Source organism: Micromonospora sp. IBHARD003, from assembly GCF_056106285.1.
The window spans coordinates 4999861-5012861 of record NZ_JBWBBX010000001.1 but is presented as its reverse complement, the minus strand read 5'-3'; the positions used below and the strand labels follow the sequence as shown (position 1 = coordinate 5012861).

Below are 13001 nucleotides of genomic sequence, written 5' to 3'. Positions count from 1 at the left end.
GCTTACGCCTCCTTGAACGGGAAGCCGAGGTGACGGAGAAGGGCACGGCCCTCAGCGTCGTTGGTCGCCGTGGTCACCACGGTGATGTCCATACCCCGGACGCGGTCGATCTTGTCCTGGTCGATCTCGTGGAACATGACCTGCTCGGTGAGACCGAAGGTGTAGTTGCCACGGCCGTCGAACTGCTTGGGGGACAGACCACGGAAGTCGCGGATGCGCGGCAGCGCGAGCGACAGGGTGCGGTCCAGGAACTCCCACATGCGGTCGCCACGGAGCGTGACGTGGGCACCGATCGGCTGACCCTCACGCAGCTTGAACTGCGCGATGGACTTGCGGGCCTTGGTGACGGCCGGCTTCTGACCGGTGATCGTGGTGAGGTCCTTGATGGCACCCTCGATCAGCTTGGAGTCGCGGGCGGCGTCGCCCACACCCATGTTGACCACGATCTTCACGAGGCCGGGAACCTGCATGACGTTCTCGTAGGAGAACTCCTCACGCAGCTTGCCCGCGATCTCCTCGCGGTACTTCGTCTTGAGACGCGGAGTGGTGGTGGTAGCCATCAGATGTCCTCACCCGTCCGCTTGGCAACGCGGATCTTGTTGCCCTCGTCGTCGAAGCGGTATCCGACGCGGGTCACGACCTTCTTGCCGTCCTTCTCCACGACGAGCTGAACGTTGCTCACGTGGATGGGGGCCTCGGTGGTGACGATGCCGCCGGCCTGCGAGGCACGACCCGGCTGGTTGGCCTTCGTGTGCTTCTTGACCCGGTTGACACCCTCGACCAGGACACGGTCCTCGCGGGGGAAGGCCGCGATGACCTTGCCCTGCTTGCCCTTGTCCTTGCCGGTGATGACCTGGACCAGGTCGCCCTTCTTGATCTTCATGCTTACAGCACCTCCGGCGCGAGCGAGATGATCTTCATGAACTTCTTCTCGCGCAGCTCCCGGCCGACGGGGCCGAAGATACGGGTGCCACGAGGGTCGCCGTCGTTCTTCAGAATGACGGCGGCGTTCTCGTCGAAGCGGATGTACGAGCCGTCCTGACGACGGCGCTCCTTGACGGTGCGAACGATGACCGCCTTGACGACGTCACCCTTCTTCACGTTGCCACCGGGGATCGCATCCTTGACGGTGGCGACGATGACGTCACCGATGCCCGCGTAGCGACGGCCCGAACCACCGAGAACACGGATGCAAAGGATCTCCTTGGCACCAGTGTTGTCGGCGACGCGAAGCCGCGACTCCTGCTGGATCACGTCTATCTCCTGTTTGTCTGCCGGTTCCCGGCAGGAGCTTCACCCTCACGGGTTCGGCCCCTGCCGAGCCTGGCGGAACTGACCTGAGGGAAACCCCTCAGGCTGTGTCTTCGGACTTCCCTTGCGGGAAGTTCCTTTACTTGGCCTTCTCGAGAATCTCGACGACGCGCCAGCGCTTCGTCGCGGACAGCGGCCGGGTCTCCATGAGGAGGACGCGGTCGCCGACACCCGCGGCGTTCTGCTCGTCGTGCGCCTTGAGCTTGTTCGTACGGCGGATGACCTTGCCGTACAGCGCGTGCTTGACACGGTCCTCGACGGCGACGACGACGGTCTTGTCCATCTTGTCGCTGACGACCAGACCCTCACGGGTCTTGCGGAAACCGCGCTGGGTCTTGTTCTCAGTCACGTTGCTCTCGCTCATCAGGCGCTCTCCACCGTCTCGATGCCCAGCTCACGCTCACGCATCAGGGTGTAGATCCGGGCGATGTCCTTGCGGACGGCCTTCAGCCGGCCGTGGTTCTCGAGCTGACCGGTCGCCGCCTGGAAGCGGAGGTTGAACAGCTCTTCCTTGGCCTCGCGGAGCTTGGCAACAAGCTCCTCGTTGCCCAGCTCGCGCAGCTCGGACGCCTTGGTACCGACCGACATCACGCTTCACCTGCCTCGCGCTTGACGATCCGGCACTTCATCGGCAGCTTGTGGGCCGCACGAGTCAGAGCCTCACGCGCAATCTTCTCGTTCGGGTAGGACAGCTCGAACATGACCCGGCCCGGGTGCACGTTCGCGACCCACCACTCCGGGGAACCCTTACCGGAACCCATGCGGGTCTCGGCGGGCTTCTTGGTCAGCGGGCGGTCCGGGTAGATGTTGATCCAGACCTTGCCGCCACGCTTGATGTGGCGGGTCATCGCGATACGAGCCGCCTCGATCTGGCGGTTGGTCACGTACGCCGGAGTCATGGCCTGGATGCCGTACTCGCCGAACGCAACCGTCGTACCACCCTTGGCCATACCGCGGCGCTTGGGGTGGTGCTGCTTGCGGTGCTTGACCCTACGGGGGATCAGCATTTCGGTCAGGCCTCCGTTCCGGTGCTCTCAGCCGGAGCGGCAGCGGCGGCGGGAGCGTCGGCCTTGGGGGCCTCGGCAGCCGGCGCGGACTGCTGCTGCGGCTTGCGACCGCGACCGCCACGCTCGCCACCGCGGCCACCGCGGGCCGGGCGGTCAGCGCCACCACGGGCCGGGCGGTTGCCGGCACGGGCAGCGGCGTTCTCGGCGCGGACCTCGGCGATGTTCTTGACGTCGCCCTTGTAGATCCAGACCTTCACGCCGATGCGGCCGAAGGTGGTCTTGGCCTCGAAGAAGCCGTACTCGACGTTCGCGCGCAGCGTGTGCAGCGGCACACGACCCTCGCGGTAGAACTCCGAGCGGGACATCTCGGCGCCGCCGAGACGGCCACCACACTGGATCTTGATGCCCTTGGCGCCCGCCTTCATCGCCGACTGCATGCTCTTGCGCATGGCGCGGCGGAAGGAGACGCGGGAGGACAGCTGCTCGGCAACGGCCTGGGCCACGAGCTGAGCGTCGACCTCGGGGTTCTTGACCTCGAGGATGTTCAGCTGGACCTGCTTGCCCGTGAGCTTCTCGAGGTCGCCGCGGATGCGGTCGGCCTCGGCGCCACGACGGCCGATGACGATGCCGGGACGAGCGGTGTGGATGTCCACCCGCACGCGGTCACGGGTGCGCTCGATCTCCACCTTCGAGATGCCGGCGCGCTCCATGCCGGACGTCATCATCCGACGGATGGCGACGTCTTCCTTGACGTAGTCCTTGTACAGCTTGTCGGCGTACCAGCGGGACTTGAAGTCCGTGGTGATGCCGAGCCGGAACCCGTGCGGGTTTACCTTCTGGCCCATTACCGGGTTCCTTCCTTGCTGCTGACGACCACGGTGATGTGGCTGGTCCGCTTGCGGATCCGGTAGGCACGGCCCTGGGCACGCGGACGGAACCGCTTCAGGGTCGGGCCCTCGTCGACGTACGCCTCGCTGATGAACAGCGACGAGGCGTCCGTGTGGTCGTAGTTGTGCGCGGCGTTGGCAATGGCGCTGTCCAGCACCTTGCCGACCGGCACGCTCGCGGCCTGCGGGGCGAAACGCAGGACCGCCTGAGCCTCCGTGGCGTCCATGCCACGGATGAGGTCCACCACGCGGCGGGCCTTCATGGGCGTGACGCGGATGTACCGCGCCTGGGCCCTGGCTTCCATGGTTGTCCCTTCGGTGTAAGTCATAGTCGTTCCACCCCGCGATTAGCGGCGCTTCGACTTCCGGTCGTCCTTGACGTGGCCGCGGAAGGTGCGAGTCGGCGAGAACTCGCCGAGCTTGTGGCCGACCATGGACTCGGTGACGAACACCGGGACATGGGTCTTGCCGTTGTGCACCGCGATCGTGTGGCCCAGCATGGCCGGGACGATCATCGAGCGACGGGACCAGGTCTTGATGACGTTCTTGGTGCCTGCTTCGTTCTGGACATCCACCTTCTTGATCAGGTGGTCGTCGACGAAGGGCCCCTTCTTGAGACTGCGCGGCATCTAAACCCGCTCCTAGCGCTTCTTGTTCGTCTTGCGGCGGCGGACGATGTACTTGTTGCTCGCCTTCTTGGGAGAACGAGTACGACCCTCCTTCTGACCCCACGGGGAGACCGGGTGGCGACCACCGGAGGTCTTGCCCTCACCACCACCGTGCGGGTGGTCGACCGGGTTCATGGCGACACCGCGGACGGTCGGGCGAACGCCCTTCCAGCGCATACGGCCGGCCTTGCCCCAGTTGATGTTCGACTGCTCGGCGTTGCCGACCTCGCCGACGGTGGCGCGGCAGCGGACGTCGACCAGGCGGATCTCACCGGACGGCATGCGCAGGTGGGCCATGGAGCCCTCCTTCGCCAGCAGCTGCACGGAGGCACCCGCGGAACGGGCGAACTTCGCGCCGCCGCCGGGCCGCAGCTCGATGGCGTGGATGGTCGTACCGACCGGGATGTTGCGCAGCGCCAGGTTGTTGCCGGGCTTGATGTCGGCGCCGGGGCCGTTCTCGATCCGGTCGCCCTGGTTCAGGCCACGGGGGGCGATGATGTAGCGCTTCTCGCCGTCCGCGTAGTGCAGAAGCGCGATGCGCGCGGTGCGGTTCGGGTCGTACTCGATGTGCGCGACCTTGGCCGGCACGCCGTCCTTGTCGTGACGACGGAAGTCGATCACACGGTAGGCGCGCTTGTGGCCACCGCCCTGGTGGCGAACGGTCACACGACCGGCGTTGTTACGGCCGCCCTTGCTGTGCAGGGGGCGGACCAGCGACTTCTCCGGCGTGGACCGCGTGATCTCGACGAAGTCGGCGACGCTGGAGCCACGACGGCCCGGAGTCGTCGGCTTGTACTTGCGGATACCCATTTCTCAGTCCTCGTCCGATATTCGGACGATCCGGACCTCCGTTAGGAGGTCGGACCGCCGAAGATGTCGATACGGTCGCCCTCGGCGAGGGTCACGATGGCGCGCTTGGTGTTGGCGCGCTTGCCGAAACCGGTGCGGGTGCGCTTGCGCTTGCCCTGACGGTTGATCGTGTTCACCCCGGTGACCTTGACCGAGAAGACCGCCTCGACGGCCTGCTTGATCTGGGTCTTGTTCGCACGCGGGTCGACGACGAACGTGTACTTGTTCTCGTCCAGCAGCGCGTAGCTCTTCTCGGAGACGACCGGCTTGATCAGCAGGTCGCGCGGGTCCGTGAAGGTCTTGCTGGTGATCGTGGCCTCGGACATCAGGCCTCGCTCCCTTCGGTCTCGGCGGCCTTGGGGCCAGACACGAAGGACTCGAAAGCGGCCTGGGTGAAGACCACGTCGTCGGAGACGAGCACGTCGTACGTGTTCAGCTGGCCCGGCTCCAGGATGTGCACCTGGGGCAGGTTGCGGGCGGACAGCCACGCGGCCTCGTCGCTGCGGTCGACGACCAGGAGCAGGTTCTTGCGCTCCGAGATCTTGCCGAACAGCGTCTTGGCGGCCTTGGTGGAGATCTCGCCCTCGACCACGCCGGAGACGACGTGGATGCGGGAGTGGCGGGCCCGGTCGGTGAGGGCACCGCGCAGGGCGGCGGCCTTCATCTTCTTCGGGGTCCGCTGCGAGTAGTCACGCGGCACGGGGCCGTGGACGACGCCACCGCCGGCGAACTGCGGCGCACGGGTCGAACCCTGACGGGCGCGGCCGGTGCCCTTCTGGCGGTAAGGCTTCTTGCCACCACCACGGACTTCGCCGCGGGTCTTGGTCTTGTGCGTGCCCTGGCGGGCAGCGGCCAGCTGCGCGACGACGACCTGGTGGATCAGCGGAATGCTGACCTTGGCGTCGAAGATCTCCGCGGGGAGATCGACGCTACCGGCCTTGTCGCCAGCGGGCGAAAGGATGTCAATGGTGCTCATCGGTTACCTCAGGCCCCCTTGGCCGCGGTACGGACCAGGACGAGGCCGCCGTTCGGACCGGGAACCGCGCCCTTGATGAGCAGCAGACCCTTCTCCGCGTCAACGGCGTGGACGGTCAGGTTCTGGGTGGTGACCCGCTCGTTGCCCATGCGGCCCGCCATACGGAGGCCCTTGAACACACGGCCCGGGGTGGCGCAGCCACCGATGGAACCGGGCGAGCGGTGCTTGCGCTGGGTGCCGTGTCCGGCGCCGAGGCCACGGAAGTTGTGGCGCTTCATGACACCGGCGAAGCCCTTGCCCTTGCTCTTGCCGGTCACGTCGACCTTGACGCCGGCCTCGAACACCTCAGCGGTGATCTCCTGGCCGAGCGCGTACTCGGAGGCGTCCGCGGTGCGGATCTCGACGAGGTGGCGACGGGGGGTGACGTCGGCCTTGGAGAAGTGGCCCTTGAGGGGCTTGTTCACCTTGCGCGGGTCGATCTCGCCGAAGGCGATCTGAACCGACTCGTAGCCGTCGACGTCGTTCGTACGAACCTGGGTGACGACGTTGGGGCCGGCCTTGACGACGGTGACCGGAACAACGCGGTTGTTCTCGTCCCACACCTGCGTCATGCCGAGCTTCTCGCCCAGGATGCCCTTGATCTGCTTAGCCATCTCTCAGATCACCGGCCTCAGAGCTTGATCTCGATGTCGACACCGGCCGGGAGGTCGAGTCGCATCAGGGAGTCAACGGTCTTGGGCGTCGGGTCGAGGATGTCGATCAGGCGCTTGTGCGTGCGCATCTCGAAGTGCTCGCGCGAGTCCTTGTACTTGTGCGGCGACTTGATGACGCAGTACACGTTCTTCTCAGTGGGCAGCGGCACCGGGCCCGCGACCGACGCACCAGTACGGGTCACCGTCTCGACGATCTTCTTCGCCGAGGAGTCGATGACCTCGTGGTCGTAGGCCTTGAGCCGGATGCGGATCTTCTGTCCCGCCATGGCTGCTTCGTAGTCCTGTCTCTCGTAACGCTCTGACAACCCGGTCGACTGTGCCTCAGGGGCACCGTTCCCTCCGACCCACGCGGTCGGGCGTGTCGCATCCCCTCTACGCAGATCTCCCGAAGGATTTCCCAACCAAGGGGGTGCGGACCCGAGGACCGCGAGCCGGAGGAAGAACACCTACCGGGCGCCTGGCCGGCACCCCGCTGACACTTCCCGGAAGATTCCCGTACTTCCACCCCTGATCAGGGGTGACGAGTACTGTGGGACTCGCTTCCGGTCCTCCCGGCGGGAGGCGCGCAGCATCGGCACTCAACCGAGCAACCCGCACAGTCTGCCATACGTGCCATGGGGCGCGCCAATCGAGCCGAAGAGAGTACCCCGCCGGGTTGGCACGTCAAACCGCGGCGCGCAGGCCCGCGAGCGATCACTTCGGTACGACGCACTTCCGTATGCACTCGCACGCGCGTTCACAGCAAGGGGCCGGGGTGGACCGCGGCAGCCCCGACCTCGCGGCGACTCGATCCCCTGCTCGCGCCTCACTCGTGCGGGTGAGCTGCAGCCAACTCACCGGAATTCCGCGCGGATCACGTGTCAGCGTTGCCGCGAGACACATCCTGGCATGTGCCAGAGACAAGTCTCCTGTGCTGCTTCACGAACACAAGGACCCGCATGGTCAGCTCGCCCCACGAGGCGATGCACCGCATCTTCCAGGAGTACCCGGATCTCTTGTCCGGTGTCTCCAGGGTGCTGGGCGTCGACCTCCCCCGCCCCTCCTCGGTCACCGTCCTGCCCACGGACCTCACCGAGACCCGCCCGCTCGAACGCCGGCTCGACACACTGCTGCGGTTCAACGCACGGAACGGCGAGTCCTTTCTGCTCGCCGTGGAGGCCCAGGGCAAGAAGGACCCGGACAAGCCCGCCAGCTGGGCGTACTACCTGTCGTACCTGTACACGAAGTACCGGATGCCGCCCCTGCTCCTGGTCGTCTGCCAGGACCGCGCCACCGCGGAGTGGGCCACCCGGCCGTTCAACATCGGCCCCCGCAAGTGGCCGGCGCTCATCCTGCGCCCCCTCGTGGCGGGTCCGCACAACCTTCCGGTGATCACCGACCCGGCCGAGACCCGCAAGGACCTCTTACTCGCGACTCTGGCCGCGATCACGCACCGCGAGGACCCGGACATCGGGGCCATACTGAAGGCCGTATCAACCGTGCTGCGGGACACACCGCTGGACGTCGCCTACCCCATCGTCGAACTCATCGCCCAAGGCATGGGCAAGCACCCAGCCGCAGAACAGTGGAGGAAGCTGGTGGCCGTGGACCTGTCTTTCTACAAGTCGGCTCTCTCCGAAGAGCTCCGGGACGAAGGCCGGGCTCAGGGACGTGCGGAGGGCCAGGCCAGGCGAGCTGCCGAGGACGTCCTCGTCGTCCTGGAGCGGCGTGGCATGGACATTTCTCACGCAACACGTGCGCGCATCACCATGTGCGAGGACGCCGAGACCCTGCGCACCTGGCTCGTCCGGGCCGTCACTGCCTCCTCCGCCGAGGAGATCTTCGTCGACGAGTAGCCCGGGCCGCCTGCCGCCCCACGCCCCGGGTTCCTTCACCAGGAGCCCGGGGCGCTTCGCGCCGCGGCGCGGGTCAAGCCCGACCGCCGCACCACCCGCCATGTCCTCGCCCGGCGATATTCGCTCGATCGCTCCCCGCGCGCACTCCTACAGTGACCGGGCACGTCATCGTCACCGGGGGGCCGATCACCATGCGCACGCAGCATCCGCGCACGCACTATCCGCGGACGCCGCATCTGCCGTGGTCGCCCGGAGCGTCCTCGGACGACGTACGGATCGCGGACCTGGCGGAGCTGCGCGGCCGGGAGGTCGTCGTCACCGAGAAGCTCGACGGTGAGAACACGACGTTGTACGCGGACGGGCTGCACGCACGGTCTCCCGACTCGGCACACCACCCGTCACGCGCGTGGGTGAAGGGTCTGCAGGGGCGGATCTGCGAGCGGATCCCGGCCGGGTGGCGGGTGTGCGGGGAGAACATGTTCGCCCGGCACTCGCTCGCGTACGAGGACCTGGAGAGCTGGTTCTACGGATTCTCGGTCTGGGATGCCGGGGGCCGGTGCCTGGACTGGGACCGGACCGTGGAGTTCCTGCGCCCGCTCGGCATTCCCGTGCCGCCGGTGCTGTGGCGTGGCGTCCTCGACCGGAGCGCGGAGCGGACGCTGCGCGCGCTCAGGCTGGACACCGACCGCCAGGAGGGCTACGTCGTCCGGACGGTGGAGGGCTTCGCCCCGGAGGAGTTCGGGCAGCGGGTCGCCAAGTGGGTGCGGACCGGGCACGTCCGGACCGACAAGCACTGGATGCACGCGCGAGTCGTGGAGAACGGCCTCGGTCCTGCCGCCGCTCTGTGGGCGGTCCGGTCGGGCGCGGCGCCCGACGCCGGCGCACTGCTGACCGCGGTGGGCCTGGCCCAAGGTTCTCCCTGCCCCGCGGCCGAGGCCGCCGAGCGGCTCGACACACTCGGGCTGACGGGGGACGCCCGGCTCGCGGGCGTCCTCGCCGCGCTGCTGCACCGCGATCGCCGGGGCTCGCTCGCCGGTCGGCTCGCGGCACCGCTCGGGCTTCCACTCGCACGCCGCGTCGCCGACCTGGTCGGGCTGCACCCCCGGCTGCACCGCCCGTACCCCGACGAGGACCGCAGGTCCGGGCTCATCCGGATGTCGTACGCCGTCGACCTCGGCGTGCTGCACTCGGTCGCCGCCGCCGTCGCCCCGGACGCCGAGGCCCGCGAACAGGTGGAGTGGTCCGCGCTGTACGCGGAGGAGGCCGCGACCCCCGATGCATTCGTGTCACTGCGGGAAGCCTTCGCCGATCTGGACGCCCACGCCGCCGACCGCTGCCGTGCCGAGGCACGCGAGGCGTACGCCGAGGGCCGGATCCGGACCGCCGACGAGGCCGTCGCCGCCACCTGGCGCTGGCGCCCGGGCGACTTCCCCCGGCTGATCCAGATGGTGGGCCCGTCGGGCAGCGGCAAGAGCAGCTTCGCCCGCGGTCTCACCGGAGTCGACACGTATGTGAGCCTCGACGAGCTGCGCGAGGCCCGCGGCGCGCTCTGGGACCAGCGCGCCAACGGTGAGGTGCTGCGGGCTTCGCTGGCCCGGCTCGACACCGCCCTGGCCTCGGGTGGCACCGTGGTGTGGGACGCCACGTCGCTCAACCCGCACCAGCGCTCCCTGGTGCACGCGGTCGCCCGCCGCCGCGACGCGCTGGTCACCCACGCGGTGGTGCTGGTGGACGAGGACGAGATGACACGGCGCAACGGCGCCCGGCCCCATCCGGTGCCGGAAGCGGTGCTCACCGCACAGCTGCGCCGGTTCGTCCCGCCGTACCCGGGGCAGGCCCATCGCACCTGGTACGTCGGTGCGGGCGGCGCCGTGGAGGAGGAAGCGTAGATGCGTACCAGCGAGGAGATCTACCACCGGGTCCGCTGGGATCCGCGCTTCGATCCGGCCCGTTTCGTGATGGGGATCCACCAGCGTGGCGCCGCGCCGAAGCGGGTGCCCCTCGACGACTTCGTGCCCGGCGGCGAGATCCCCTGGCACCGGGTGCTGTTCTTCGAGGCGGACGGCGAAGTGGTCTGGGACCGGTCGGCCGGTGCCGACCTGATCGACGCCACGGACGCCGGCCGGGTGCACGACCCCCGGCGGCTGCGCGCTCCGTTCTTCGCGGCACGCAAGCCGTACGCCTGGGACGAGGCGCACGGCTGGGCCCCGGCCATGGCTCCGCTGGGCGCACCGGCCGGCTCCGCGCTGCGCGTGCTGACCTGGAACACCCTGTGGGACCGCTACGACAGCGAGCGCATCGAGACCGCCCGGCGCCGGCCCCTGCTGCTGGACGCCCTGTGCGACGCGGACGCCGACGTCATCGCGCTCCAGGAGGTCGAGCCGGAGCTGCTGACCATGCTGCTGGACGCGCCGTGGGTGCGCGACGCGTACACGATCGGCACCGACCCGGGCGGCAGGGACGTCGACGACTGCGGACTGCTGCTGCTCAGCCGGCTGCCGGTGCGGGAGGCGGGGGCGCATGTCCTCGGCCCGCACAAGGCCGTCGCGGCCGTGGTCGTGGACACCGCCTCGGGCCCGCTGGTCGTGGCCGTGACCCATCTGAGCAGCGATCACTCGGCGGGCGGCGCGCAGCGCCGGGAGTCCGAGCTCGTCGAGCTCGCGGAGGGACTCGCGGGAGTGGCGGGCGATGTGGTGCTGCTCGGCGACTTCAACGAGGGCGGCGACCTGCCGGAGACGACCCTCGGTATGCGGGACGCGTGGAGCGAGGTGCACGGGCCCGACGACCGGACGCCCACGTTCGACCCCGGGGTCAATCCGCTGGCCGCGGTCTCCTCGCTGAGCGGGCGGGCGTCCCGGCTGGACCGGGTGCTGCTGCGCGCCGAGGGGCTGCGGGTGGACGGGGCGGCGCTGCTGGGCGGGACCCCGACATCGGAAGGGCTGTACCCGTCCGACCACTATGGGGTCGAGGCCGATCTGAGCCTCGACGGCCCGGCTTCCCCCGGTGCGGCGGCGCCGGGAGTGCTCGATGCGCGGCCGACGCCGCGTACGGCGGTGGCGTGGCTCCCCCCGCGGGAGCTGTGGGGCCCGGTCCAGGACATCCGCCGGGACCACGACCCGCAGGTCAGGCGCTGGCCGCCGCATGTGAATCTGCTGTTCGGCTTCGTGCCGGAGTCCGACTTCGAAGCCGCCGCTCCCCTGCTTTCGGCGGCCCTCGCGGGCGTCCCGCCGTTCGAGGCCAGGCTGGAGGGTGTGCACAGCTTCGGCCACCGGGACGGCGCGACCGTATGGCTCGACCCGGCCGCGGCTGACGAGGAGCCGTGGGCGCGACTGCGACGGGCGCTGGAGCAGCGTTTCCCCCGCTGCCGGGGCCACCGCAGCGGCTTCACCCCGCATCTCAGCCTGGGCCGCACCAGGGATCCCCATGTGCTGGCCGTGGAGTGCGCCGCCCGGCTGGGCGGTCCGCTGAACGCCCGGGTGGGCGAGCTGGTGCTGCTGTCCCGCCGGGGTGACGAGCCGATGGGGGTACGGGCGACCGTCGCGCTGGGGACCGGCGAGGTGCGGTGGGTGCCGGAGTCCGGCGCCGCTCCGCCGTCCGGCCCCGGCCCGCTGTCCGTCACCGATCACGACGCCCTCTCCGTCCCCGGCCCCGGGACCGGGGACCCCGGCGGGCCCCACGCCCGGCGGACCGCGCAGCGTCTGTCGGAGGCCCTGGCCGACGGGGTCGTGTACGTGGTCGGTTCACGGCGCATGGGCTGCGCGCTTCCCGGTGCGGATCTGGATCTGGTGGCCGTGCTCCCGGGCGGCCCGGACATCGCGGAGGTCCGGGCCCGGGTCACGGCGGCACTGCCGGACGCCACCGGCGTACGCGAGGTGACCGGCGCGAGGGTGCCGGGCCTTCGGCTGGATGCCGACGGCCTCGCAGTGGATCTGGTCGTCGTCGCGACGGGAACGCTCCCGCCCGCGCAGGCCGTCGCACGCCGCGCGGAGCTCGGCGAGTCCGCCGCGGTCGCCCTCAGTGCGGTCGGTGACGCGGACGCGGTGCTCGACCTGGCCGGCGCGCACCGTGCGGCGTTCGCCCGTCTCGCCCGGGAGGTGAAGGCCTGGGCCAGGGCCAGGGGCCTGGATTCGGCCCCGTTCGGCGGACTGCCCGGGCTCGCCTGGTCGCTGCTCGCGGCGCGTACCGCCCGTGAGGCCGGGGACCTCCCCGCCCTCGAGCTGCTGCGGCACTTCTTCGCCACCTGGGCCGCGCGGGACTGGGGAGAGCCGGTCATGACCCCGACCGAGCCGGTGCGCTCCTGCACCGACCAGGTCGGCACGGGCGGTTGGGAGCTGGTGGCGCAGGAGCTCTACCGTGCCTGGGAACTCCTGGACGCCGCAGCGGAGTCGGGCACGGACCCCTGGCCCGAGCTGACGGCCGCACCCCCGCTGCACCGCCGCCATGCGGCCTGGGCCATGGTGACCCTGCCCACGGGTGTGGCCGAGGGCCGTGTCCGTGGCCGTATCCGCGCCCTCCTCAGGGAGTTGGAGGCGGCGGGCGCGACCGACGCACATGCCTGGCCGCGTCCCTTCGTATCCGGCCCGGCCGTCACCCGGTACGCCATCGGCCTGGGCGCAGGCCCACCGGACCGCGATCGCCTCGACGCGATCGCCGGCCGCTGGCTGCGCGGTCTGCCCGGCACCGAGCTCACCTGGGCGGGACCGGGCGAGGTGCCGACGCTGCGCTGACCGCGCCGCTCGCGCGCCCCGTCCGCAC

17 protein-coding genes are annotated in these 13001 nt (G+C 69.6%); 3 read left to right on the top strand and 14 right to left on the bottom strand.

The genetic code is table 11. From position 1 onward, the window contains the following. Window positions 1-2 precede the first annotated feature (2 nt). The 14 genes from rplE to rpsJ all read right to left on the bottom strand — a co-directional run bounded on the left by rplE (window position 3) and on the right by rpsJ (window position 6677). Window positions 3-560 (bottom strand): 50S ribosomal protein L5, encoded by a 558-nt coding sequence (rplE, locus tag ACTWOL_RS22340; protein ID WP_153486744.1) that lies wholly within the window; start codon window positions 558-560, stop codon window positions 3-5. Next, on the bottom strand, window positions 560-883 hold the full coding sequence (gene rplX / locus ACTWOL_RS22335; RefSeq protein ID WP_351226551.1) for a 50S ribosomal protein L24: 324 nt from the start codon (window positions 881-883) through the stop codon (window positions 560-562). Before rplX ends, rplE begins: the two co-directional genes overlap by 1 nt. A gap of 2 nt (window positions 884-885) precedes the next feature. Then, window positions 886-1254 (bottom strand): 50S ribosomal protein L14, encoded by a 369-nt coding sequence (rplN, locus tag ACTWOL_RS22330; protein ID WP_003956455.1) that lies wholly within the window; start codon window positions 1252-1254, stop codon window positions 886-888. Window positions 1255-1390: 136 nt separating this feature from the next. Further along, complete coding sequence (rpsQ, locus tag ACTWOL_RS22325; protein WP_474298518.1) at window positions 1391-1675, bottom strand: 30S ribosomal protein S17; 285 nt, start codon at window positions 1673-1675, stop codon at window positions 1391-1393. Continuing rightward, window positions 1675-1899 carry a 50S ribosomal protein L29 gene (rpmC, locus tag ACTWOL_RS22320; RefSeq protein WP_262006828.1) on the bottom strand — a complete coding sequence of 75 codons (225 nt, stop codon included), beginning with the start codon at window positions 1897-1899 and terminating at the stop codon, window positions 1675-1677. The genes rpsQ and rpmC overlap by 1 nt, the downstream gene beginning before the upstream one ends. Continuing rightward, window positions 1899-2318 carry a 50S ribosomal protein L16 gene (gene rplP, locus ACTWOL_RS22315; protein WP_005313579.1) on the bottom strand — a complete coding sequence of 140 codons (420 nt, stop codon included), beginning with the start codon at window positions 2316-2318 and terminating at the stop codon, window positions 1899-1901. The genes rpmC and rplP overlap by 1 nt, the downstream gene beginning before the upstream one ends. Before the next feature lie 5 nt (window positions 2319-2323). Further along, window positions 2324-3163 carry a 30S ribosomal protein S3 gene (gene rpsC, locus ACTWOL_RS22310; protein ID WP_242329295.1) on the bottom strand — a complete coding sequence of 280 codons (840 nt, stop codon included), beginning with the start codon at window positions 3161-3163 and terminating at the stop codon, window positions 2324-2326. Then, window positions 3163-3534 carry a 50S ribosomal protein L22 gene (gene rplV / locus ACTWOL_RS22305; RefSeq protein WP_017949660.1) on the bottom strand — a complete coding sequence of 124 codons (372 nt, stop codon included), beginning with the start codon at window positions 3532-3534 and terminating at the stop codon, window positions 3163-3165. Before rplV ends, rpsC begins: the two co-directional genes overlap by 1 nt. A gap of 18 nt (window positions 3535-3552) precedes the next feature. After that, entirely contained in the window at window positions 3553-3834 is a 282-nt protein-coding gene (gene rpsS, locus ACTWOL_RS22300) for a 30S ribosomal protein S19 (protein WP_003956461.1), read from the bottom strand. Between the two features lie 12 nt (window positions 3835-3846). Continuing rightward, window positions 3847-4683, bottom strand: a complete 837-nt coding sequence (gene rplB, locus ACTWOL_RS22295; RefSeq protein ID WP_387165422.1) for a 50S ribosomal protein L2 — start codon at window positions 4681-4683, stop codon at window positions 3847-3849. 41 nt (window positions 4684-4724) lie between these two features. After that, window positions 4725-5048 carry a 50S ribosomal protein L23 gene (rplW, locus tag ACTWOL_RS22290; protein ID WP_387165421.1) on the bottom strand — a complete coding sequence of 108 codons (324 nt, stop codon included), beginning with the start codon at window positions 5046-5048 and terminating at the stop codon, window positions 4725-4727. Then, the gene (gene rplD, locus ACTWOL_RS22285) at window positions 5048-5698 is read right to left on the bottom strand and encodes a 50S ribosomal protein L4 (RefSeq protein WP_474298517.1); all 651 of its coding nucleotides are present in this window, start codon (window positions 5696-5698) and stop codon (window positions 5048-5050) included. The genes rplW and rplD overlap by 1 nt, the downstream gene beginning before the upstream one ends. Before the next feature lie 8 nt (window positions 5699-5706). Further along, window positions 5707-6351 carry a 50S ribosomal protein L3 gene (gene rplC / locus ACTWOL_RS22280; protein WP_116148549.1) on the bottom strand — a complete coding sequence of 215 codons (645 nt, stop codon included), beginning with the start codon at window positions 6349-6351 and terminating at the stop codon, window positions 5707-5709. Between the two features lie 17 nt (window positions 6352-6368). Next, window positions 6369-6677: a 30S ribosomal protein S10 gene (gene rpsJ, locus ACTWOL_RS22275; protein WP_003948644.1), complete on the bottom strand. Its 309-nt coding sequence runs from the start codon at window positions 6675-6677 to the stop codon at window positions 6369-6371. A gap of 672 nt (window positions 6678-7349) precedes the next feature. On the opposite strand from rpsJ, the gene ACTWOL_RS22270 reads away from it, so the two are divergent. The 3 genes from ACTWOL_RS22270 (at window position 7350) to ACTWOL_RS22260 (ending at window position 12973) form a co-directional block, all read left to right on the top strand. Beyond that, a complete protein-coding gene (locus tag ACTWOL_RS22270; protein WP_474298516.1) occupies window positions 7350-8246 on the top strand; it encodes an RpnC/YadD family protein in 897 nt (298 codons plus the stop codon). A 191-nt stretch (window positions 8247-8437) separates the two neighbouring features. After that, the gene (locus ACTWOL_RS22265; RefSeq protein WP_474298515.1) at window positions 8438-10135 is read left to right on the top strand and encodes an RNA ligase family protein; all 1698 of its coding nucleotides are present in this window, start codon (window positions 8438-8440) and stop codon (window positions 10133-10135) included. Continuing rightward, window positions 10136-12973: an RNA repair domain-containing protein gene (locus tag ACTWOL_RS22260; protein ID WP_474298514.1), complete on the top strand. Its 2838-nt coding sequence runs from the start codon at window positions 10136-10138 to the stop codon at window positions 12971-12973. Window positions 12974-13001: the final 28 nt, after the last annotated feature.